The following is a 22784-nucleotide window of genomic DNA, read 5'->3' on the forward strand; positions in this document are numbered from 1 at the left end:
ATCCCGCGTACAAGTGCGCAGTTTCGCCCTGTCCGGAATTCGCGCACACTCTGCCCAAACGCATAAGGAAACGAGGCCGACATGTCCGCGCAGACTCCCATCACCGTGACCGAACACCTGTGGATCCCGCTGCCCGATGGCCGCAGGCTTGCGGCGCGGATGTGGCAGCCCGCGGGCGCAGGTCCGGCTCCGGTGATCCTTGAATATCTGCCCTACCGCAAACGCGATGGCACGGCCCCACGGGACGCCACCACGCATCCGGTGTTTGCAGCCCATGGCTATGCCTGTGTGCGGGTGGATATTACGGGCTCCGGTGACAGCGATGGGCGCTTTGATGACGAATACTCCGAGCAGGAACTCTCGGATGGTGAGGCGGTGCTGGAGTGGATCGCGCAGCAGCCCTGGTCGACGGGCAAGGTCGGCATGATCGGGATTTCCTGGGGCGGGTTCAATGGCTTGCAACTGGCGTACCGCCGACCGGAGGCCTTGAAAGCGGTAGTTTCGGTGGCCTCTACCGTGGATCGCTATGCTGACGATATCCACTATATGGGGGGCTGCCTGCTCAGCGATAACAAGAACTGGGCGAGCCAGATGTTCGCCTATATGACCCGGCCGCTGGATCCGAAGCTGCGCCCGGATTGGCGCGAGGAGTGGTTGGGCCGGATCAATGATCTGCCCTTTATGGCGGCGGATTGGCTGCGCCATCAGACGCGAGATGCGTTCTGGAAACATGGCTCGGTCTGTGAAGACTGGTCCGTGATCGAGGCGCCGGTGCTGGCAATCACCGGCTGGGCCGATGCCTATGTGAACGCTCCGCCGGCGCTGGCTGCAAAGATGACCGGCGCGCCGGCCAAGGCCTTGATGGGGCCGTGGGAACACCGCTATGCCCATATCTCTCAGATTGAGGCGGCGGATTTTCATGGCGAGGTGCTGCGCTGGTTTGATCAATACCTCAAAGGGGAGGACGTCGGGGCAGAGGCCTTGCCCGACTACCGGGTCTTTATGCAGGAGTTCACCGCGCCAAGCCCGAAGAACCTGCCGCAGAACGGCCGTTGGGTGGCCGAAGCGCAGTGGCCCTCGCCCAATGTCACGGACGTGGAGTGGCCGCTGGCCGAGGAGGGATTTGCACCCGAGCCGCAGGCGGGCACGGCGAGGGTAAAAAGCCTCGCGACGGTTGGGCAGGCGAGCGGCTATTTCTGCCCCGGTATCCGGATCGACAATGAACGCCCCGGCGACCAGAGCGCGGATGACCGGGCCTCGACCTGTTTTGACAGCACCGCGTTGCTCGCCCCGATGGAGATCCTAGGCCGTCCGCGTGTGCGACTGGCCTTTAGTGTCGACAAACCCGTCGCGCAGGTGGTGGCGCGGTTGTGCGATGTTGCGCCCTCGGGTCAGTCGCAGCGCATCACCTATCGCCCCCGCAACCTGTGCCATGACGACAGCCATGAGGTGGCAACGCGGCTGGAGCCGGGCAAGCGGTACGAGGTGGAGTTTGAGCTGAATGAATGCGCGCATCGGGTGCTGGCGGGGCATCAATTGCGGCTGGCGCTGTCGACCTCCTATTGGCCGATTGTCTGGCCCGCGCCGGAGGCTGCCGAGATCACGCTGCATCTGGACGGGTGCGCGCTGATCTTGCCGGAGCGCCGCGTCGAGGTTGAGATTGAGGCCCAGGCTCCGTGCGCGGCGCGTGACTACCCGAAGTATCAGGCCGAGGTGTTGGAAACACCCTGGGGCGAGGCCGAGACACGCATTGAAGCGGACGGGACTCATGTGCTGGAGAGCTTTGACAGCTATGGCGCGGCGCAGGATCTGACCCATGGCCAGCGTGTCGCCAGTAACGTGCGGATGCGCTATGCGATCCACCCCGATGATCCGGCCAGCGCGCGGTTTGACTGCGCTTGGGTCTTCAACTTTGGCCGGGATGGCGATGGCGATGGCGATGGCGAAGGCGATCAGGAGGACTGGGGCGTGCGGATCGAGACCGACAGTTCGATGCATTGCGACACCGAGAATTTCACCCTCTGGCGGGGGATCAAAGCCTATGAGGGCGAAGAGGTGGTGCTGACGCGCGAGTGGACCGAGGTCATCCCGCGCGGCTGTCTCTGACGGTGGGCCCAAAGGGGCCACCCAGTTGAACCAACGCGCGCGCCCGTCAGGATTGCGGCAGGGCGCGCGGGTCGAATTGGCACATCTCGCCCGCTTTGGCCAAGGCCTGATCCAGCCCGGAGAGGGAAAAACCACCGTAGAGCCAGGTTTCCCCTTCGGCTGCGCGATCCACCGCAAAGCCAAAGTCGCCCTTGGCGGCAAGCATGGCGCTGATCAATTCCGAGATGAAGCCCGGTGTCAGGCTCGCACCATAGGTGAAGCCCGGTGCGGTGTAGAAAAACATCTCGTCACCAAACCACACCGGCTCATCCCCCAGATAAAGCGTCACACTATCTGCTGCCTCATCCCAGGGGGCTTCGACCTCATCAGGGCCGTAAGGCGTGTAGATATAGTCGAAGGTGGCATTCAGACCGTTGTTTTCGAACGTGAACTCCAGATAGCCGGAGGTGTCGCGCGCGGAGGAGAGCGTATAGACGTGGCAGGTTTTGCCCTTGTAGACCGCCGCCCAATTGCCGGCCTCAAGGAACAGCGTCGAGGCCTGCGCGAGGCCACCCATAAGAGACAAGGCGAGCGCCGCAGCGATAGATTTCAGCATGAAAGATGTCCTAAACAAACGTGGTTGGCGCAAAGCTACTGCGCAATAGATGCGGAAACCTTAATGCGTTATCGCGTTTGGTGCTCGCCGGGGACACCGTGGTTCAGTCGTCTGTCACATGGATCGCGAATTGCTCGAGCCCCGCGGATTGGGCTTCGATCACGCGGAAACTCTCGCGCACGCCAGCCTCGGTCAGGTCTCGCGCCACTGTCAGCAGCGTGTTGGGGGCGTGATCCTCGCAAAGCTCTGCCATATGGTCGATCTCGGCTTCGGCCACGGGGCGGGCGCTGGCCATATCCGGCGCGCCATAGATCTCCATGAAATGCCGGGCGAGCTGTTCGATCAGTGTGGTGACTTCTTCGGCCTCGATCTGGGTCACGGCGACAAATGTCACCCGACCCGCGGTCTCCAGCCCCATCCAGCCATTGGCAAAGGCCTGACGCTGCTTGCCAACAAGGTCGCCCTCGCTCCAGTTGGAGAACTCGAACCCGCCGGAAATACACCATTCCCCGGTGCGGGCGGGGCTGGCAAAGACGTTCATGTCGCTTTCGTCAAAATGAATGGCACGGGCCAGTTTCATCGCGTCTTTCTCCTGTCAGTCCTGCACCAGAACAGTGGTGAGCGGGATCAGATGGGTTGTTGTGTCGTCGCGCAGGAGCATGCCGAAATCCTCATCGACGCCAAGGAAGGTACCGCTCAGCCCGGCTTGCTGGCGATCTTCGCCGATGCCATGCGCAAGCCCGCGCCATTCTGCATGAAGCGTTTTGAGTTCGCCTTCGTCCCATCGGTTGATCCAATGCAGGCAGTGGCGGGTCCAGCTTTCCAGCAGGCGCGGCGCAGCCACATCGGCGCAGCCTTCGGCATAGAGCGCGGTTTGATCCGGGGTGTCGCCCCCGTCGCCTGCAGGCCAGAGCGGCAGGTCCAAGCCCACAACCAGCCAGTCCGGCTGGGCGTCGGGCGCATCGGTACTGGCCGCGACGCGAAGGCGTCCGCATCGCGCGCCATTGATCAACAGACCACCGTCCCAGTCCAGATGTACGGCAACTTCGGGCGGGGCGAGCGCGCCAAGGGCGTTCTGAAAGCCCAGGCCGCACACGGGCAGCATCGCCATGGCCTTGGCCAGCGGCACTTCGGGCGCGAGCACCAGTGCGGCACGCAAGATGTCAGTGCCGAGGTCATAGACGACAAGCCCCGCATCGACGCCCAGCTCGGCCTTCTGGCAGGCGAGATCAAACGGCTCCTGTCCCGGACCTGCGGCCTCGCCCGTCATCAGAGGGGGGAAGGTGACGGTATCGCTCATACGACGCCGCGCTCCACGAGGGCTGCGGCGATGTCCTGAAAGGCACGTGCCTGTGTGCTGTCGGGTTTGGAGACCACGATGGGCGCGCCGCCATCCGCCGCCAAGCGGACATCCAGATGCAAGGGCACCTCTGCCAGGAGCGGTACGTTCAGTTTCTCAGCCTCTGCCGAAACGCCGCCATGGCCAAAGATATGCTCCTCATGGCCACAGTTGGAACAGATGTGGGTCGACATGTTTTCAATGAGGCCGAGGATCGGCACGTTCAGCTTGTGGAACATATCAATACCTTTGCGGGCATCAATCAGGGCCACATCCTGCGGGGTGGAGACCACAATCGCCCCGTCCACCTGCGCCTTTTGCGCCAGCGTCATCTGCACGTCGCCGGTGCCCGGCGGCAGGTCCACGATCAGCACATCGAGCGCGCCCCATTGCACCTGCATCATCATCTGTTGCAACGCCCCCATGAGCATCGGGCCGCGCCAGACCACGGCCTGATCGTCATTGGTCATCAGACCGATCGACATCATGGTGACGCCGTGATTCCGCAGCGGCAGGATGGTCTTGCCGTCGGGGCTGGCCGGGCGGCCAGAGACACCCAGCATGCGCGGCTGCGAGGGGCCGTAGACATCCGCATCCAAGAGACCCACGCGTTTCCCAGCCTGCGCGAGGGCACAGGCAAGGTTGGCCGAAACGGTGGATTTCCCGACGCCGCCCTTGCCCGAGGCGACCGCGATGATCTTTGCGACGCCGGGGATCTTTTGCGGGCCTTGTGGCTCTGCGGGTTTGTTGGGTTTGAGATCCGGCGGGGCTTTGGTGCTATGGGCCGTCATCAGGGCTGAGACTTTCTCAACACCCGCGAGGTCGCTCACCAGGGCCTCGGCCTGATCGCGCACTGGCGCGTAGGCCTCGGATTTGGCCGGGTCAATTTCCAGCACAAACCGTACATTACTGCCCTCAATGGTGAGGGCGCGGATGATGCCTGCGGCGACGATATCGCTGCCGCTCACGGGGTCTTTCAGGGTCTTCAGGGCGTCGAGGACGGCGTCGCGGGTGATGGACACGCGGGTCTACTCCTTGGTTGGTCTGGTGGTTGGCCTGGTCAGGTCACGCGGCTGCATGGTGCCTGCTGCGCGCGCGGGTTTAAAGGGCTCAGTGGCGCAAGTTTGCGTCAATGGTCGCGCCGCGTGCTGAGATAATCCTCAGTGGTGCGCACGCGGGGACGTTCCTTGCCCGCAAAGGGGGAATCCTTTTGGTGGAATTGCGCGTTCACGCGGCAGTCATCGCACATCTGGATCATCCTGGCGGCATCCGGATTGGCAAACATCGCATGATTGCCCGCAAGCTTTTCCATGATCCGCTCGACGGTGGATTTGACCCCAAAGAGGCTGCCACATTCGATGCAGGCAAAGGGCTCTTCTTCATTCAGAACCACCTGATCCAGCGCCGAGGCGGCAAGGTTCAGGCGCGGCTCATAGGTGATGGCATCCTCCGGGCAGACAGTGGCGCAAAGACCGCATTGCAGGCAGGCATCTTCTTGAAAGCGCAGCTGCGGCAGGTCCGGGTTGTCCCCCAACGCCCCCGACGGGCAGAGCGACACGCAGGACAGGCACAGGGTACAGGCATCCTGATCGACCAGTACCGCGCCATAGGGCGCACCCTCTGGCAGCGGCAATTCTGTGTCAGCGGCGTTCAGGGCCAAGGCGGCCTGTCGGGTGATCTGGCGGCGGGTGCCCATGGGGCGCTGGACCGTCGCGGGGGCTGCGGGCAGATCGCGGGTCTCGTAGAGTGCATCACACAGCGCCTCGGGCTCTGCCGCGTGCAGCAGGCGCGCGGCATCAGCGGAAATCGCATTGGCCAGATCAACCTCACGCGTTTGAACCTCAAGATCGGCGCGCGGCCCGGGCAGCAGGCAGACCTCGCGGAACCCAGCGGCACGCGCCGCGAGGATTTCTGCATGGCCAAAGGTGTTGAAGGCCTCGACCTCCAGCGGAATGACGCTTGCGGGGAGGCCACGGTCAAACCGCGCGGCGAGGCGGATCATCTCGGCACCATGGGCGTCCACCACCAGCAGCCGGGGCGTATCGCCGCCCGCCGCCAGGTAGGCCTTGGCGAGGGTTTGAACACGCAGAAACAGGCTCTCGGCCGGGGGCGCATCATAGGTGATGGCGCTGGACGGGCAGAGCGAAGCACAGGCGCCGCAGCCTGCGCAAATCATCGGATCAATGGCAACGCTGTCGCCATTGGGCGTGATCGCACCGGTGGGGCAGGCATCCAGGCAGCGGGTGCATCCGGTCTGACGCGCGCGGGAATGGGCGCAAAGCAGCGGCTCCGCCTTCACGTAGAGCGGTTTTTCAAAAGTGCCGACCATCTGGCTGGCGGCCAGCACCGCGTCCGCCACCGCAACCGGCGATTTCGGGTCTGCGCGCAGGTAGCCTTCGCGTTTCTCGGGGGCCGGGAACAGGGGGGCGTCACCGCGCAGGTCGAGGATGATATCGCACGCGGAGCGGCCTGCGTCGCGGGGCGCGCTCCACGTCCAGTCACGCCCGGTGACGTCAAGCGATTGCAGCGCGTCCACCGTCACCTCGAAACTGCCAAGCGCCCCGCGCGCGCTGCGCAGCTGCCCTCGGATTGCGTCGAACCCGCGGCTGAGCGGCGGCGCGGCGTCATCGGTCAGCAGGACCGTAACACCAAGGATATCCTGTAGCTTCTCGGCGGCAGGCAGCGCCACATCCGCAGTTCCGACGATCAGGCACAGACCTTCGCTGATCACATCGACGCTCTTGGCGGGGCGGATATCCAGCTGCGCCTCGGCCACCAAGGCGGACATTTTGGGTAGTACATCGCCTGCAGTCTGCGCCTCTTGGGACCATCCGGCCCGGTCCCGCAGGTCGAGGAACCGGGGGGCCTCCCGACCCAATTCCTCAGCCAGGGCGGTGAAAAAGCGGCTTTCCTGGCCGCAACAAAAAATTGCATCCGGGTCCTGAAGGGCTGCGACTGCGGCATCGGTTTGGGTTGTGCAGAGGCTGGAATGCACCTTTGAACACGGCAGCCCCGAGGCGGCGCTAAGCGCCTCTGAATCGAGCGGCTGTGATCCGGAACAATCACACAATATCAACTGCTTGGGCATGTTTTCCTCGCTGGCGGTCAGGCTGGCATTCAGGGCTCTGCGCTGGGTCTTGAGGTATACCCTAGGCATGTTTTTGCCAGAACGTAAACCGCCGCGGAGACGCGGTTTCTGGCTGCGTCGACCACGTTCTGCGGGGTGATTCGCCGAGCGATCAGAAAAACTGAATGCCTGATAAAAAAACTAGAAATAGACAATTCGTCCGCTTCGGCGGGTTGCTCTGCGATGGCGCCGCCAAATTGTCCAGTGATGGCCAAAATCCGGGCAGGTGGTGAACTGCTCGCTTTTGTCCACGGTGTGGTTTGCGGCAAGCTTACGCAACAAAAGTCAGGGATGGGTCGTGGACCAGAACTACGCAAAGATGGACGTGATGCCGCTTGGGGTCGTGATCCGGCGCACGCCGGGGGTGACACCCTGGGCGCGTTGGGCGTGGCGTGTGGTGGCGGTGCTGCCCGGAGCCGCTGATGCCGACTGGAGCCTGATGCGCGAGGAAGGCGAGGCCTGCGAGTTTCACGCAGCCACGCTGCCGCTCGAATTGCACCGCGCCGATGCCGAGGCCTACATGCAGGGTCTCACGGCCAGTCCGCCGAGTATCTACGTGGTGATGCGACCGGGGCCGGATGCCCGCCCGTCGGTGACGCTGGTCACGGCCTCGCCGTTTGAGGCGCAGGATTATGCCGACACCGGCGAGGACCAGGTCGAGAAGGTCGAGATGCCTGCGGGTCTGGTGGCATGGGTGCGCGACTTCACCCTCGCGCATTTCAAGGAAGAAGAGTTCAAGAAGCGCCGTCGTGACCGCCAGCGCGTGGATCTGGAAGAGGACGGCGTGGGCGATGCGCGCATTCCGCAACTGACGGATGTGTATCGCGCCCCGGCCAAGGCCCGGAAGGAGCGCCTGCAATGAGTGCGCAGGATTTCTGGTCCCGCCGTCGCGCCGCGGTTGAGGCGGAAGAGGCGCAGGAAGCCCGCGCGCTCGAGGAAGCCGAAGCGCAGGCGCGGGACGCTGAACTGGCAGAGCGCAGCGATGCAGAGCTTCTCGCCGAGTTGGATCTGCCGGACCCCGATACGCTGGGGCCGGGGGATGATTTCAAGGCTTTTCTCACCGAAGCCGTTCCCGCACGTCTCAAGACACGCGCGTTGCGTCGGCTCTGGGTCACCAACCCGGTTCTGGCAAATGTCGACGGGCTGATCGACTATGGTGAGGATTTCACAGATGCGGCGATGGCGGTGAAAAACATCCAGACCGCCTATCAGGTCGGCAAAGGCATGACCGCCCATGTGGAAGAGCTGGCCCGTCAGGCAGAGCGTGAAGCTGCAGCACAAGACGCCGATGACGTGGCACCGGACGTTGCAGCCTCTGATGTGCATGAGGACACCATCGCGTTGGAGGACGCAGCGGATGCAGATCCTGCGCCGGACGCCTCTGCCGAGGTCGCAACGGTGCAAACCGATGAGTCGGCGCACAGCGATGTGCAGGTCGAAGATACCCCGCCACAGGTGACATCGCGCCGAATGCGCTTTGTCTTTGAGGATGCGGAGGCAACAATATGACACAGGAGAGCCCGATGACAGACGCCGCCGTGACCACAGAGCGGGTCAGCGAAGAAGATCGGCTGCGCGCGGATCTCTACAACTACCTTGGCCTGATGCTGGCCGCGCCGCCGAGCGAGATGCTGCTGGAACAGACGGCTGGGCTCTCCGGGGATGAGACGCCGCTGGGGCAGGCGATCACCCAACTGGCACGGGTGGCCAAACGCACCAAACCCGCCGGAGCCGAACGCGAGTTCAACGCGCTGTTCATCGGTCTGGGTCGGGGGGAGTTGCTGCCCTATGCGAGCTATTACCTCACTGGTTTCCTGAATGAGAAACCGCTGGCAGCGCTGCGCAAGGACATGAGCGCGCGGGGCCTGAGCCGCGCGCCCAATGTGTTTGAACCCGAAGACAACATTGCCTCCCTGATGGAGATGATGGGGGCGATGATCGTGGGCCGGTTTGGTGCCGCCACACCGCTGGCGGAGCAGAAAACCTTTTTCAACAAGCACATCGGCCCTTGGGCTGCGCATTTCTTTGCCGACCTCGAGGGCGCAAAGAACTCGGTGCTGTATGCCTCGGTCGGCGCGGTGGGGCGGGCCTTTATGGAGATTGAGGCTGAAGGATTTCGGATGGGGGGCTGAGCTCTCTGATCCATGACGATGCGCCCGCAGGAGGCAGGTGCAGGGCAGGGCGGCCCGGACGCCCGAACGACTGGACCTGAAGACCAAAAGAGGAGGAGGATCCACATGTCACGGAAAGAGGATGGCGCAAGCCGCCGCGACTTTCTGAAACTGGCTGCAACCACCACGCCCGCAGCGGCGGTGGCCCTTGCAACCACCGGAGGCGAGGCCGAGGCCGCAACCCCGGATCTGTCATCGAACAAGATGCAGGATACCGCGCATACCCGCGCCTATTACGACAGCACCCGGTTCTGACCGGATGCCTTTCATGCCTGAGCCGACTGGTTGCGTGACGCCCGACTGAGCACAGGTTTCTCAATAAACCCAGCGCGTTCCTGACTGCAGGGACAAGCAAGGGAGGTTTTAAAATGCTTAGGAAAAAGACCAACGGGGTAGCGCGACGCCCCCAGCGGACCAGTATCCTGTCCAAGGTTGGCGACACAGCCGTCGACCGCCGCGCGTTCCTGCGCGGATCTGGCCTCGCCATCGGCGGGCTTGCGGCGATCAGCGCCACCGGCGGAACGGTGACGCAGGCCAATGCCGCGGCCTCTGCGACTGGTGAGGTTGAAATCATCAAATCCGTCTGCACCCACTGCTCTGTCGGCTGCACGGTCCTGGCAGAAGTGCAGGATGGTGTCTGGACCGGTCAGGAGCCGGGTTGGGACAGCCCCTTCAATCTCGGGTCGCACTGCGCCAAGGGCGCATCGGTGCGCGAGCACGCCCACGGCGAGCGCCGCCTGAAGTACCCGATGAAGAAAGAAGGCGGTGAGTGGAAGCGCATCAGCTGGGAACAGGCCATCGACGAGATCGGCGACCAGATGATGTCGATCCGCGATGAAAGCGGCCCCGACAGCGTCTATTGGCTCGGCTCGGCCAAGCACAACAACGAACAGGCCTACCTGTTCCGCAAGTTCGCCGCCTACTGGGGCACCAACAACGTGGATCACCAGGCGCGGATCTGTCACTCCACCACGGTTGCGGGTGTTGCCAACACATGGGGCTACGGCGCCATGACCAACAGCTACAACGACATCCATAACTCCAAGGCGATCTTCATCATCGGCGGCAACCCGGCGGAGGCGCATCCCGTCTCGCTGTTGCATGTGCTGAAGGCCAAGGAGCAAAACAACGCGCCGCTGATCGTGTGTGACCCGCGTTTTACCCGCACGGCGGCCCATGCGGACGAGTATGTGCGCTTCCGTCCCGGCACCGACGTGGCGCTGGTCTGGGGGATCCTGTGGCACATCTTTGAAAACGGCTGGGAGGACAAGGAGTTCATCCGCACCCGTGTCTGGGGTATGGACCAGATCCGCACCGAAGTGGCCAAATGGACACCCGAAGAGGTCGAGCGCGTGACCGGCACCCCGGGTAGCCAGCTCAAGCGCGTGGCGCGGACCCTGGTGAACAACCGTCCCGGCACCGTGATCTGGTGTATGGGCGGCACCCAGCACACCAACGGCAACAACAACACCCGCGCCTACTGCATCCTGCAGCTTGCACTGGGCAACATGGGCACCTCCGGCGGCGGCACCAACATCTTCCGCGGTCACGACAACGTGCAGGGGGCAACCGACCTTGGCGTTCTGAGCCACACGCTGCCGGGCTATTATGGTCTGTCGGCTGGCGCATGGGGCCACTGGGGCCGCGTCTGGGGCGAAGACATGGACTGGCTCAAGGGGCAGTTCGAAACCGTCAAATCCGCCGACGGCAAGGACAAGAACCTGATGAACCTGACGGGCATTCCGGTGTCCCGCTGGATCGATGGGATCCTTGAGGACAAGGAGAACATGGATCAGCCCAACAATGTGCGGGCCATGGTTCTCTGGGGCCACGCGCCGAACTCTCAGACCCGGATGACGGAGATGAAGACGGCGATGGAAAAACTCGACATGCTGGTCGTGGTGGACCCCTATCCGACCGTCTCTGCCGTGCTGCATGACCGCACCGATGGCGTCTACCTGCTGCCCGCCTGTACTCAGTTTGAGACACGTGGCTCGGTCACGGCGTCGAACCGGTCGCTGCAGTGGCGCGACAAGGTGGTGGACCCGCTGTTCGAGAGCCTGCCGGATCACGTGATCATGGCCAAGTTCGCCAATAAGTTCGGCTGGGCAGATCGTCTCTTCCGCAATATCGAGATGGAAGACGCCGAGACCCCCAACATCGAGAGCATCACCCGCGAGTTCAATGCGGGCATGTGGACGGTGGGCTATACGGGTCAAAGCCCGGAGCGTATCAAACTCCATATGGCGAACCAGCACACGTTTGACCGCACCACGCTTCAGGCCGTTGGTGGCCCGGCGGATGGCGATTACTACGGGATGCCCTGGCCCTGCTGGGGCACACCGGAGATGAAGCATCCGGGCACGCCGAACCTTTATGATATGTCCAAACCGGTGGCCGAAGGTGGCCTGTGTTTCCGCGCCCGTTTCGGGGTGGAACGCGATGGTGACAATCTGCTGGCCGAGGGGGTCTCGAACCCCGGTGCGGAAATTCAGGACGGCTATCCTGAGTTCACCATGCAGATGCTCATGGATCTGGGCTGGGACGGCGACCTGACGGACGAGGAACGCGCGGCGATCGATGCGGTTGCTGGTCCGTCGACCAACTGGAAAACCGACCTCTCCGGCGGGATCCAGCGGGTTGCGATCAAGCATGGCTGCGCCCCGTTTGGCAACGCCAAGGCCCGTGCCGTGGTGTGGACCTTCCCGGATCCGGTGCCGCTGCACCGCGAGCCGCTCTACACCAACCGGCGGGATCTGGTGGCGGATTATCCGACCTATGAGGATCGGAAATTCTACCGTCTGCCCACTATGTATGCCTCGATCCAGAAGAACGACGTCTCCAAGGAGTATCCGATCATCCTCACCTCCGGTCGTCTGGTCGAATATGAGGGCGGCGGGGATGAGACCCGTTCGAACCCATGGCTTGCGGAATTGCAGCAGGACATGTTCGTCGAGATCCACCCGCGCGATGCCAATGACATCGGCGTGCGGGATGGGGCTCAGGTCTGGGTCGAAGGCCCGGAAGGCGGCAAGGTCAAGGTGATGGCCATGGTGACAGAACGGGTGGGTGAGGGCGTTGCCTTCATGCCGTTCCACTTTGGCGGGCACTTCCAAGGTAAGGACCTGCGGGAGAAATATCCCGATGGTGCGGACCCCTATGTGCTGGGCGAAAGCACCAACACCGCGCAGACATATGGCTATGACTCGGTCACTCAGATGCAAGAGACCAAAGCCACCCTCTGCAAAATCATGCCAGCGTAAGGAGACGGACATATGGCACGAGCTAAATTCCTGTGCGACGCCGAACGCTGCATCGAGTGCAACGCCTGCGTCACCGCTTGTAAGAACGAGCACGAAGTCCCTTGGGGTATCAACCGTCGCCGTGTTGTGACCATCAATGATGGCAAGCCCGGCGAGCGGTCGATCTCTGTCGCCTGTATGCATTGTTCCGATGCACCCTGCATGGCGGTCTGCCCGGTGGACTGTTTCTATCAGACCGAGGACGGGGTGGTTCTGCACTCCAAGGACCTCTGCATCGGCTGTGGCTACTGCTTCTACGCCTGTCCCTTTGGGGCACCGCAGTATCCGCAGGCGGGCAACTTCGGCTCTCGCGGCAAGATGGACAAATGTACCTTCTGCGCCGGTGGTCCTGAGGAAAACAACTCTCAGGCCGAGTTCCAGAAGTACGGGCGCAACCGGATCGCAGAAGGCAAATTGCCGATCTGCGCCGAGATGTGCTCCACCAAAGCGCTGTTGGCCGGCGATGGCGACACAGTCTCCGCTGTCTACCGCGAGCGTGTGGTGGCCCGTGGCTTTGGCTCCGGCGCCTGGGGCTGGGGAACCGCTTACGATCAAAAGGGCGGCTGACGCCCACTTTTGATCCCAATACGCCTACTATGAGGCGGCCCGCCATTGTGGCGGGCCCCTCCTTCTATGCGCACGTTTCCTTTCTCAAATCCGGCTCAACGGGAGGTCCATCCATGCCGCGCCTGATTTTCGTATTCGTCCTTAAACTGGCCCTGCTCTGCGGCCTGTCTGCCCATGCGCAGGACGCACCCCCCGTGGCAGTGGCACCTGATCGTTCCGCCACCGGTGGGGCGCAGACACTGGAGGACATTCTCGCGCGGCAACGTGGCGAGGCGCTGGACGACAGTTTCCGCAGCGATGCGACGGGTGATCCTGACAGCGCCGCTGGGATTGCACAGCAGCTGGGCACCCTGGGTGGCCAGTCCGATCCCGAACTCTGGCGGGCGTTGCGCTACAACTCCGCCGATATTCGCGTCTCTGCCGGGGGCGATGTGGCCACGGTTCTGGTGCAGGACGGCGGTATGAACTGGCTGTCCGTCCGGGCGGGCCCGTTGCGGCAATATGGTGGCTGGCTCCTGCTGGGCACGATTGCCGCGCTGGCGGTGTTCTTCCTGCTGCGGGGCCGTATCCGTGTCGACGGGGAAAAGACCGGGCGCACGGTGACCCGTTTTGCCTTTGTCGAGCGGATGACCCACTGGACCCTTGCCGGATCTTTCATCCTGCTTGGTCTGACCGGGCTTCTGACGCTCTTTGGTCGGGTGGCGATCCAGCCATATCTGGGCAAGGACGTGAATTCGGTGCTGCTCATCGGCTCCAAATGGATTCACAATTCCGTCTCTTGGGCCTTCATGCTGGCGCTCATTTTGGTGTTTGTCATGTGGGTTGCGCATAACATCCCGAACAAGCTGGATCTGGTCTGGATCAAGCAGTTCGGTGGCATCATCGGCAAGAAACACCCCCCCGCAAAGAAGTTCAACGCCGGTCAAAAGGTGATTTTCTGGTCGGTCATCCTGTTCGGGGCCTCGATCTCCGTCTCCGGCCTGTCGCTGCTGTTCCCGTTTGAACTGCCGCTCTTTGCCAAGACCTTTGCCATTCTCAATGACACCGGCATCCCGCAGTGGCTTGGCTACGGCGTCTTGCCCACCGAGCTTGCCCCGCAAGAGGAGATGCAGCTTGCCCAGCTCTGGCACGCGATCGTCGCCTTTGTGCTGATGGCGATCATCATCGCGCATATCTACATCGGCACGCTTGGCATGGAAGGCGCTTATGACGCCATGGGCTCTGGCGAGGTGGATGAGGCCTGGGCGCATCAGCACCACTCGATCTGGCTCGAGGAAGTGCAGAAGAAAGAGAGCGCCAAGGCTGAAAACACAGGCGCCACCCCGGCGGAGTGACGTGATGCGGCGACTGGCGCTAAGCCTTGCGCTCTGTGCTGCGCCCGTCTGGGGCGCGGGGGCAGAGGAATTCGTGACCCTCAAAGGACACGGCGGGCCGATCATGGCGCTTGCCGTGGATGATGCGGATCGCGTGGCCAGCGCCAGTTTCGACAATACCGCTGCCATTTGGCAGGGAGGCAGCGCTACGTGGTTGGAGGCCCATGACGCGGCCACCACCGCAGTGACCTTTGGCCCGCGCGGGGCGCTGTTCAGCGGTGGTGATGATTTTGCGATCTATCGCTGGCAGCAGGGACAGCCGCAGCACATCGGGCGTCATGCGGGCAAGATCCGCGCGCTGGATGTCTCGTCGGATGGGGCGTTTCTGGCCTCAGCCAGTTGGGACGGCACCATCGGTCTTTGGTCGCTGAACGGCGGTGCCGGGCAGCAGATCAAGGTGGGCGCAGGTGTCAACGATGTGCGCTTTGATGCCCAAGGGCGCCTGTTCGCCGCGACCATGGCCGGGCAGGTGCATGTCTATGACACGCTCGACGCCACCCCCCGGCTGTTGGCCGAACAGGGGTTTGGCATCAACCGTCTGGTGCTGTCGCAAGAGGGCTGGCTTGCCTATGGCGCGGTGGATGGCGGCACCCGGGTGATCGACATGGAAACCGGCGCGCAGATTGCCGATTTCACCCTCGACCGCCGCCCGATCCTCGCCTTGGCCTATCATGCGCAAAGCCAGCAGATCGCGGTTGGCGACGGTCATGGCTACATCATGATGATCGATACCCGCAATTGGACCATTGCCCGCGATTTCAGGGCGATGCGCGAGGGGCCGGTCTGGGCATTGGCGTTTTCGCGCGATGGCAGCCGCATCTGGGCCGGGGGCATTCACGATGTGATCTATGGCTGGCCCATTGCGCTGATGGACAGCCATCAGGCCGCAGGAAACGAGACACGCAGTTTTCTGCAAGCCCCCGAAACCATGAGCAACGGCGAGCGCCAGTTCATGCGCAAATGCTCCATCTGTCACGATTTGAACGATGCCGGGCAGCGCCGGGCCGGGCCGCATCTGGCAGGTCTGTTCGGGCGCGCGGCGGGCAGCCTGCCGGGCTACCGCTATTCCCGGACATTGCTGCAATCCGACCTGATCTGGACGGACGAGACCATTGATGCCCTGTTCGACCAAGGGCCTGACCACTATATTCCGGGGTCCAAGATGCCGATGCAACGCATCACCGCCCCCACGGATCGCCAGGATCTGATAGACTATCTGAAAACCGCGACAAAACTTCCGGAGGACGACTGAAATGAAAGCCATGCTGACAGGCTTTGCCCTCATTGCCGCAATCGCGGTGGGCGCTGACTTTGCGCTGGAGCGTGCAGGATTTTCCGCGCAGGACCAGAACTCCGGTGCTGCCGTGCGCCTGAACTGACGCGCCAAATGAACGTCTCCGCCACCATCCGCGACGAATACTCAGAATCGCTGTCGTCCGCATCGATCCTCGTGATTGATGACGAACCCGGCATGCGTCACTTCATGACCAAGATCCTGGAACCTCGCTGCAAACGCGTGGAACAGGCAGCCTCCGCGGCAGACGCCTCTGATATTCTCGACAAGGCCCATTTCGACCTGATCGTGCTGGATAACATCATGCCGGGGAAAACCGGGCTGGACTGGGTGGCTGAACAGCGCCGGGTGGGGCTGTTTGCCGACACTATTCTGGTGACCGCCTATGCGGATCTCGATACGGCCATTCAGGCGCTCAGGATCGGGATTGCGGATTTTGTGCTCAAACCCTTTCGCGCCAATCAGATCCTCAACGCGGTAGCGCGCGCCCTCGACCGCAAGTATCTGCGGCGGGAAAATTACCTGCTGAAACACGAGCTTTCAGCCGAGCAATCCGGCGCGCGTGGCCGCCTTTTGGGCAAATCCGCCGCCATCGAAAAGGTGCGCCAGATGTTGCAGCGGTTGGCCCCCTTGCCGACGCCGGTGCTGTTTACCGGCGCGTCTGGTACGGGCAAGGAAATCGCCGCCCGCACGTTGCATTCGCTCTCGGATCGGGCGGAAAAACCCTTTGTCGCCGTGAACTGTGCCAGCCTGTCGCCGGAGCGGCTGGCGGAAGAGCTGTTCGGGGTGATCGAGGAGCACGAGCGTCGGCGCGACGGTCTGTTTCTGCATGCAGATGGCGGCACATTGTTCCTCGACGAGGTCGCGCAGATGCCGGAACAGGTGCAGGCGGCGCTGCTGCGGGTGCTCGAAGATCAGAAAGTACGCCCCGTGGGGGCAGAGCGCGACATCCCGTTGAATCTGCGCTTTTTCTTTGCCACCAACATGGATTTGCAGCAAGCAGTGGCGGAGGGGCGCTTTCGCGCGGATCTCTACCACCGCATCAATGTCGTCAATATCGAGATGCCACCGCTGAAGGAGCGGGTCGAGGATATCGTCGAACTGGCCGCGCAATTCATGGAGCAGTTCTCGCTCAGTCTGGGCATGCCGGCGCTTGAAATGGACGAAGAGACTCTGTTGAAATTTGCCCGATACGACTGGCCGGGCAATGTGCGGGAACTGCGCAACCTGATCGAACGTTCGGTGATCCTGGGCGCGTTTCCAGAGGCCTTTTCCGGTACCGGCTCGGTGACGGGCGTGGCTGCGGTCGAGAATCTGGATCTGGTGATGCAGCGCCATATCATGCATGTGCTTGACGCCTGCGATGGCAACCGTGCCGAGGCGGCGCGCCGGCTCGGGGTGTCCCGCAAGACCATCGACCGCAAATGTGCCAGCTGGGGCGTCTGATCCGGGGTCGCGCGGGCTGATCCCGGGGATGCATGCGCGCATCAGACTGGCGCTGCTGCGGGCGGGATGCCGGGTGCGGGGGCGTCAGATGCCTGATCCGGGCCGGGCAGCCAGATCAGGAACTCGGCGCCCCGGGCGCGCCGGTTCCGGACGCTGATGTGGCCGCCCGCTCTTTGTATCAGGGTTTGGCTGATCGACAGTCCCAATCCGGTCCCTTCGCCCTGTTTGGTCGTGAAGAACGGATCGAAGATCTGGCCAATCCGGTCGGCGGGAATGCCCGGTCCGGTATCCGCGATGCGCAGGGCAACGCCTGCATGGCCATTCCTGCTCTCGCCCGCGACAGAGAGCGCAAGCGTGCCTTGCCCGTCCATCGCCTGACTTGCGTTGATGATGAGATTGATGATGACCTGTTGCAGCTCGCCGGGGTCGATACGCACACAGGGCGCGTCATCAAACTGCGTCAGGACGCGGATTTCCTGTTTGGAGATCACATGGTCCACCAGCACCAGGCAGTCTCGGACCACGGCCGCCACATCCACATGTTCCGCAAAGGTGCCGAATTCCGACGGGCGGGCGAATTGCAACAGTTTGCCCACAATGGCCCCGATCCGCATCACCTGATTGTCGATCAGGTCAAGCTCGGTGCGCACAGGCTCTGCCCCGTCACCCAGCGTCATCCGCATCACGTCCACATTGCCCTGGATCACCGCGACGGGATTGTTGATCTCATGCGCGACCCCGGCGGTGATTTCACCGATCGAGGCGAGCTTTTCGCTCATCACCAACTGGCGAAAGGTCTCTTCGAGTTTTTCATTGGCGATCTTCAGCTCGCGGGTGCGTTCCTCGACACGGGTGTTCAGTTCATCCGCCCAGTTTCGCAACCGCCGGTCCCGTTCCTGCACCTGATCGAGCAGCGTATCGAGGTGATCGGCAACCTGCCCGATTTCGTCGTGGCGCCCGATGGTGCCATTTCGCGCGGTGAGGTCGCCGCGTTCAACCCGCGCCATGGTGCGGGTCATGCGTTCAAGCGGGGCAAAGATCCCCTTTGCCAGCCACAGGAACAATGGCGCGGACAGGGCAATGACCAGCGCAAATGCGCCAACGACAATCCAGTAGGCTTCCCGTTTTGCGGTTTGATAGGGGGCCTCCAGAAACCCGACGTAGAGCATGCCGACACGTGTGCCAAAGCTGTTGGTCAACGGCAGATAGCCCGAAATATACCAGTCATCGACCACAAAGGCGCGATCCAGCCAGGTCTTGCCCTGGCCCAGAACCGCCTCACGCACCGCGGCAGAGACCCGAGTCCCCAGCGCGCGGACATCTTCGAACAGACGCACATTGGTGGACACACGGGTGTCGTCCAGAAACAGCGTTGCGGTGCCCTGGCGACTGACATCGGATTGCCCATGCAGGTAGACCAGCGCGTTGATGGTATCGATGAAATCGAGGTTTCGGTTCAGCAGCATCCCACCGACCAGCACCCCCCGGTGCCCCTCGACCCGGATGGGCGCGGCGGAATGCACCACCATGCCGCGATCCTCGACGCGGCGGTCGGTCGGCGCGGCGGCTTCGGTTTCGATCAGCTCGATGCGGGCACGGGCTGCCAGCGTGGGGGAAACCGCCTCCAGCTCGGCGGCTGGAAAGATGTCGATCTCGGAGGCCATCCGACCCGCGGCAGCCTCGTGAACCACGGGCCATTTGGCCTTTTCCCGTGTCAGGGCATCGCCTTGCAACAGGTAAAGAAAATCAAGTTGCAGCGCCTCGCGCTGGGTGTCGAGAAACCGCGCGGGCGGAGCGCCGTCAGACAGGACCCGGGCCAGCCGTGCGGAACTGGCAAGCTCTTGCAGGGCGCGCGCGGAATTGGCCTGCAGCTGGCCCAGATATTGCTCGGCAATGCGCAGATCGCTTTCGACATTGGCGATCAGAACCTTGTCGTAATCGGCGTTCCAGCGCGCCATGGCCAGCACCATCAGCAGCGGCATCAAAACGATGAGCGGCAGGAGCGCAAGCAGCAGCAGGCGCAGGCGGACAGATTTGAGCACGTCTGGCGTCCTCCCTCCTGGCGCCGGAATAGGGGCATGTCTGCCGCCCAATGTCGCCGGTTCTCGATCCGGGTGCAAGGTCCCAGACAGTGGGCAATTGGTATGACCTGCAATTGCAGCACGCCGTCGGAGGGGTGATCACGGGCGGGGGAATGCGCGCTGGCGGCACGTCGCCGCCGCTCAGGCCGGCACCTCTGCGCCAGCCCAATCAAACTGTTTGCCGCTGTCCGCCTGCCCCAATCCGGCAAGGACCGATACCAGGCGGTCCGCTGCATAGTGCGCGGTGAATAGTTTACCGTCCGGCACATTGGCCTGAAACGGCGCAGAAAGGGCGGTGTCCACGGTTCCGGGATGCAGGCAGACACAGATCGCGTCGCGGTTCTTGCGTGCAACTTCGATGGCGTAGTTGCGCATCAGCATGCACAGCGCCGCCTTTGAGGCGCGATAGGCATGCCAGCCGCCCAGCTGGTTGTCGCTGATCGATCCCACCCGCGCCGCCAGCGCGGCAAACACGCTGCGCCCTTCGCGGGGCATCCGGCCGAGGATGTGTTTTGCGACCAATGCGGGCCCGAAGGTGTTGATGCGGAACACCTGCTCAAACGCAGCCATATCCTGATGGCGGTAGCTTTTTTCGGGGGCGAGTCCGGTCTCCGGATCGGTCAGCAGGCCGGTGGCGAGGATCACCAGATCCGGCGTGCCGACCTGCGCGGCCAGGGCCTCGATGTCGGCTTCGGATGTGATGTCTGCCTGATGCTGCTGGATTTTGGCCAGCGCTGCCTGAGCGCCCGAAAAGGCAAGGTTCCCACGGCGTGCAACAGCATGAACGCGCTCGACAGTCGCCATCCCGGCATAAGCCTCGACCAGAGCGCGGCCAATGCCGCCGGACGCCCCAAAGATCAACACGTTGCGCGGTTCAGTCATATCAGCCTCGTAATCCATTTGCGGGGCAGATGCGCGGCGATGCGGAACACCCAGGAAAACGGCGCGGGAAAGGAGCTCTGAAAGCGGTTCGAGCGCAGCGCCTTCATGCAGCAGGCGGCGGCCTGTTCCGGGGTTTGGATCATCGGCATCTTGAAATCGTTCTTGGCCGTGAGCCGGGTCTTGATAAAGCCCGGGTTGATTACCTGCACCTTCACATCGGTGTCGCGCAGGTCGCGGTGCAGGTTCTCGCCCAGATGCATGACGGCGGCCTTGGACGCGCCATAGCCAATGGCGCCGGGCAGGCCGGTAAACCCGGCCAGAGAGCCGATCAGCACGATATGTCCCTGTCCGCGGCGCGCCATGCGCGGGGCAACCCGGCCCATCACCCGCATCGCGCCCATGAAATTGACCTCGCAAATCGCCTCTGCCGCTTCCGGCTCCCAGTCCTGCACCGTCATCGGATCATAAAGACCCGCACAATAGATGACGCCATCGACGTCATTTGCCTGCCTTGAGGCCGCCACCACGGACCCCGGATCGGTGACATCCATCGGCAGCGCCTGCGCATCGCGCAATGTCTCAGCGAGCGCGTTCAGCCGATCTGCACCGCGTGCCGACAGGATCAGGGATGCGCCCTCCTTGTCCAGCGCCTCTGCAAGCGCCCGCCCGAGACCTTCGCTGGCGCCGATGATCCACCATGTCTGGCCATTGAACCTCATGGCTGCGCCTCGGATGCGCCATCCGGGGCAGGGCGGATGGTGGCGATCAGCTCGGCCACCTTGATGCCGAATTTGCGCATCTCGGAACGGTTCATGATGGTGCCGTTTTCCATCAGATACATCCAGTCGGTGACATCCAGCACATGCCCGCCAGCATCCTCCGGCAAGCGCAGCCGGTAGCGAAGCTGTACCGTCGCGCCTGTGTGCTGTCCCGTGCCGGTGCCGATAATATCCTCGGCAGTGGCGGTGAACCGGCCGTTCTCGCCGACCTCCAGCATCCACTGGCGGGCCTGTGTGCCGCCGCCCGCGTAGGCAAAATCCTCCGTCAGCGTGCCCGTGGTGCCCTCCCAGCTGCCGTTCATTTCGGCCACGAACCGGGACACCACGCGCCCGGTGGGCCCATAGATCATGCCCTCGGAAATAAAGCGCCCGTTCAGGTGCTTGCGAATGTCAAAGGCGGGATCGGTGTTGCCATAGTCTGACGGGCGCTGCGCGCGAAACCCGAAACCGGGGCGCAACAGCGCCAGGAGCAGCACGAGGATGGTGATGCCGAGGAGCAGTTTCATACATGGACCTCTTCACGGGGGAGTTGCAGCGCCAGCGCGATGGCGGCGCATTTGATGAGACAAGGAAGAACCGCATACCCGAGGGTGAGGGTCGTGAGCGCGGCCTCGGAGTTTTCGGCACCGGGGCGGTAGCCGCTCAGTTCCAGCAGCGGCAGCAGCAGGATGGCGGCGCTCGCCAAGGCAAGTTTCGCGGCAAAGGACCACAGCCCGAAGGCACGCCCTGCCTGGAGCCCTGCGCGGTCCAGAGCGCCTGCAAAGAGTGCGGGCAGGATCACCATATCCGCACCCAGGGCCGCGCCGGAGCCGAGACAGATCAGGGCAAAGCCGACCGCGGCCCCCGCAGGCAGCAGCGCGGCGCCGATAAAGGCAAGGATCGCCAGGCACATCGCAAGGATTAGGGTCCGCGCGGCGCCGTTCCGCGTCGCAGCGCGGGTCCAGAAGGGGACAGAAAGACCTGCCGCCACAAAGAACAGGATCAGGAACGGCCCCGCCAGATCCGGCAGCCCAAGCCGGTCTTCGACAAAGAACAGAAACAGCGTCGAGGTGATCGCCACCGGCAATGCGTTGACAAACGCCAGCGCCAAAAGGCCCAGCCCGCCAGAGGCCCGCAGCTCTGCAAGCGACAGTGGAGACTGCGCAGGCGCCGAGACACGCCACAGCGGTCGACTGACCCAGAGCGCGATCAGGCACACACCGGCCAGCACTCCGCCAAAGGCCGCATAGCCGCTGCCCGTGGCCCCCAGCATCACAAGCACCGCGGGCGCGCTGGCCGCAAGGATGATGCCACCCAATGTGCCCGCCTCGCGGTAGCCGGCCAGATGGATCAGCCCATCGGTTTGTGCGGCAAGGGCCGCGCTTTGGCCGTAAAACAGAATGGTTCCAAGGCTATAGGAGGTGAACACCAGCACAAGGGCCGCGATGAACCACCATAAGCCGCCGCCGTCGGGGCGCAGCGTGTAGAGCATCACAAATCCCAGCGCCATTCCCAGGGCGGCAGAGGTTGCAAAGGCGGTTTTTTTGTCCGGGTAGCGATCCACCAGCCAGCCCAATGCGGGATCTTGCGCAAAATCCATCACCCGGATGGCTGCAAGGATCACGCCAAGGGTTGCAAGGCTCATCCGCAGTTCGCCGGTCGCGTAGCGCGGCAAATGGATATAGAGCGGCAGCCCCGCCGCAGCCAGCATCAGCGCATATGTGCTGACCCGCCAGTGCATGT

At 63.1% G+C, this 22784-nt stretch carries 21 protein-coding genes; 11 read left to right on the forward strand and 10 right to left on the reverse strand.

Annotated elements, in window-relative coordinates; genetic code table 11:
* Positions 1-81: 81 nt before the first annotated feature.
* Entirely contained in the window at positions 82-2106 is a 2025-nt protein-coding gene (locus MHM97_RS12685; RefSeq protein ID WP_239322727.1) for a CocE/NonD family hydrolase, read from the forward strand.
* 46 nt (positions 2107-2152) lie between these two features.
* Here the strand turns inward: MHM97_RS12685 and MHM97_RS12690 are convergent, their stop codons facing one another.
* The 5 genes from MHM97_RS12690 to MHM97_RS12710 form a co-directional block, all read right to left on the reverse strand.
* Positions 2153-2701 carry a hypothetical protein gene (locus MHM97_RS12690; RefSeq protein WP_239322728.1) on the reverse strand — a complete coding sequence of 183 codons (549 nt, stop codon included), beginning with the start codon at positions 2699-2701 and terminating at the stop codon, positions 2153-2155.
* A 103-nt stretch (positions 2702-2804) separates the two neighbouring features.
* Positions 2805-3281 (reverse strand): DUF6505 family protein, encoded by a 477-nt coding sequence (locus MHM97_RS12695; RefSeq protein ID WP_005670680.1) that lies wholly within the window; start codon positions 3279-3281, stop codon positions 2805-2807.
* A gap of 15 nt (positions 3282-3296) precedes the next feature.
* A complete protein-coding gene (locus MHM97_RS12700; RefSeq protein WP_239322729.1) occupies positions 3297-4001 on the reverse strand; it encodes a biotin/lipoate--protein ligase family protein in 705 nt (234 codons plus the stop codon).
* On the reverse strand, positions 3998-5062 hold the full coding sequence (apbC, locus tag MHM97_RS12705) for an iron-sulfur cluster carrier protein ApbC (RefSeq protein WP_239322730.1): 1065 nt from the start codon (positions 5060-5062) through the stop codon (positions 3998-4000). The genes MHM97_RS12700 and apbC overlap by 4 nt, the downstream gene beginning before the upstream one ends.
* A 107-nt stretch (positions 5063-5169) precedes the next feature.
* Positions 5170-7128 (reverse strand): 4Fe-4S binding protein, encoded by a 1959-nt coding sequence (locus tag MHM97_RS12710; protein WP_239322883.1) that lies wholly within the window; start codon positions 7126-7128, stop codon positions 5170-5172.
* A gap of 367 nt (positions 7129-7495) precedes the next feature.
* Here MHM97_RS12710 and MHM97_RS12715 point away from each other — a divergent pair, with 367 nt between their 5' ends.
* The 10 genes from MHM97_RS12715 (at position 7496) to MHM97_RS12755 (ending at position 17320) form a co-directional block, all read left to right on the forward strand.
* Positions 7496-8029 carry a DUF3305 domain-containing protein gene (locus MHM97_RS12715; protein ID WP_239322884.1) on the forward strand — a complete coding sequence of 178 codons (534 nt, stop codon included), beginning with the start codon at positions 7496-7498 and terminating at the stop codon, positions 8027-8029.
* Complete coding sequence (locus MHM97_RS12720) at positions 8026-8676, forward strand: DUF3306 domain-containing protein (RefSeq protein WP_239322731.1); 651 nt, start codon at positions 8026-8028, stop codon at positions 8674-8676. The genes MHM97_RS12715 and MHM97_RS12720 overlap by 4 nt, the downstream gene beginning before the upstream one ends.
* 14 nt (positions 8677-8690) lie before the next feature.
* Positions 8691-9299: a TorD/DmsD family molecular chaperone gene (locus MHM97_RS12725; protein WP_239322732.1), complete on the forward strand. Its 609-nt coding sequence runs from the start codon at positions 8691-8693 to the stop codon at positions 9297-9299.
* A 105-nt stretch (positions 9300-9404) separates the two neighbouring features.
* Complete coding sequence (locus MHM97_RS12730; RefSeq protein WP_005674136.1) at positions 9405-9593, forward strand: twin-arginine translocation signal domain-containing protein; 189 nt, start codon at positions 9405-9407, stop codon at positions 9591-9593.
* Between the two features lie 113 nt (positions 9594-9706).
* Positions 9707-12601 carry a formate dehydrogenase subunit alpha gene (locus MHM97_RS12735; RefSeq protein ID WP_239322733.1) on the forward strand — a complete coding sequence of 965 codons (2895 nt, stop codon included), beginning with the start codon at positions 9707-9709 and terminating at the stop codon, positions 12599-12601.
* Between the two features lie 12 nt (positions 12602-12613).
* Complete coding sequence (gene fdh3B, locus MHM97_RS12740; protein ID WP_005640291.1) at positions 12614-13207, forward strand: formate dehydrogenase FDH3 subunit beta; 594 nt, start codon at positions 12614-12616, stop codon at positions 13205-13207.
* A 113-nt stretch (positions 13208-13320) separates the two neighbouring features.
* Positions 13321-14541, forward strand: coding sequence for a formate dehydrogenase subunit gamma (locus MHM97_RS12745; RefSeq protein WP_239322734.1), 1221 nt, complete (start codon positions 13321-13323; stop codon positions 14539-14541).
* Positions 14542-14545: 4 nt separating this feature from the next.
* Complete coding sequence (locus tag MHM97_RS12750; RefSeq protein ID WP_239322735.1) at positions 14546-15832, forward strand: c-type cytochrome; 1287 nt, start codon at positions 14546-14548, stop codon at positions 15830-15832.
* A 1-nt stretch (position 15833) separates the two neighbouring features.
* Positions 15834-15959 carry a hypothetical protein gene (locus MHM97_RS22755; protein WP_009176220.1) on the forward strand — a complete coding sequence of 42 codons (126 nt, stop codon included), beginning with the start codon at positions 15834-15836 and terminating at the stop codon, positions 15957-15959.
* Positions 15960-15967: 8 nt separating this feature from the next.
* Entirely contained in the window at positions 15968-17320 is a 1353-nt protein-coding gene (locus MHM97_RS12755; protein WP_239322736.1) for a sigma-54-dependent transcriptional regulator, read from the forward strand.
* A 41-nt stretch (positions 17321-17361) separates the two neighbouring features.
* On the opposite strand, the gene MHM97_RS12760 is transcribed toward MHM97_RS12755, so the two are convergent.
* The 5 genes from MHM97_RS12760 to MHM97_RS12780 all read right to left on the reverse strand — a co-directional run bounded on the left by MHM97_RS12760 (position 17362) and on the right by MHM97_RS12780 (position 22782).
* Complete coding sequence (locus tag MHM97_RS12760) at positions 17362-19302, reverse strand: HAMP domain-containing sensor histidine kinase (RefSeq protein ID WP_239322885.1); 1941 nt, start codon at positions 19300-19302, stop codon at positions 17362-17364.
* 240 nt (positions 19303-19542) lie between these two features.
* Complete coding sequence (locus MHM97_RS12765; protein ID WP_239322737.1) at positions 19543-20283, reverse strand: SDR family NAD(P)-dependent oxidoreductase; 741 nt, start codon at positions 20281-20283, stop codon at positions 19543-19545.
* Positions 20280-21002, reverse strand: coding sequence for an SDR family NAD(P)-dependent oxidoreductase (locus MHM97_RS12770; RefSeq protein WP_239322738.1), 723 nt, complete (start codon positions 21000-21002; stop codon positions 20280-20282). The genes MHM97_RS12765 and MHM97_RS12770 overlap by 4 nt, the downstream gene beginning before the upstream one ends.
* Positions 20999-21568, reverse strand: a complete 570-nt coding sequence (locus tag MHM97_RS12775) for a DUF3833 domain-containing protein (RefSeq protein WP_239322739.1) — start codon at positions 21566-21568, stop codon at positions 20999-21001. Before MHM97_RS12775 ends, MHM97_RS12770 begins: the two co-directional genes overlap by 4 nt.
* A complete protein-coding gene (locus MHM97_RS12780) occupies positions 21565-22782 on the reverse strand; it encodes an MFS transporter (protein ID WP_239322740.1) in 1218 nt (405 codons plus the stop codon). Before MHM97_RS12780 ends, MHM97_RS12775 begins: the two co-directional genes overlap by 4 nt.
* Positions 22783-22784: the final 2 nt, after the last annotated feature.

Source organism: Epibacterium sp. Ofav1-8, from assembly GCF_022348185.1.
In the GTDB taxonomy this organism is placed as follows: Bacteria; Pseudomonadota; Alphaproteobacteria; order Rhodobacterales; family Rhodobacteraceae; genus Epibacterium.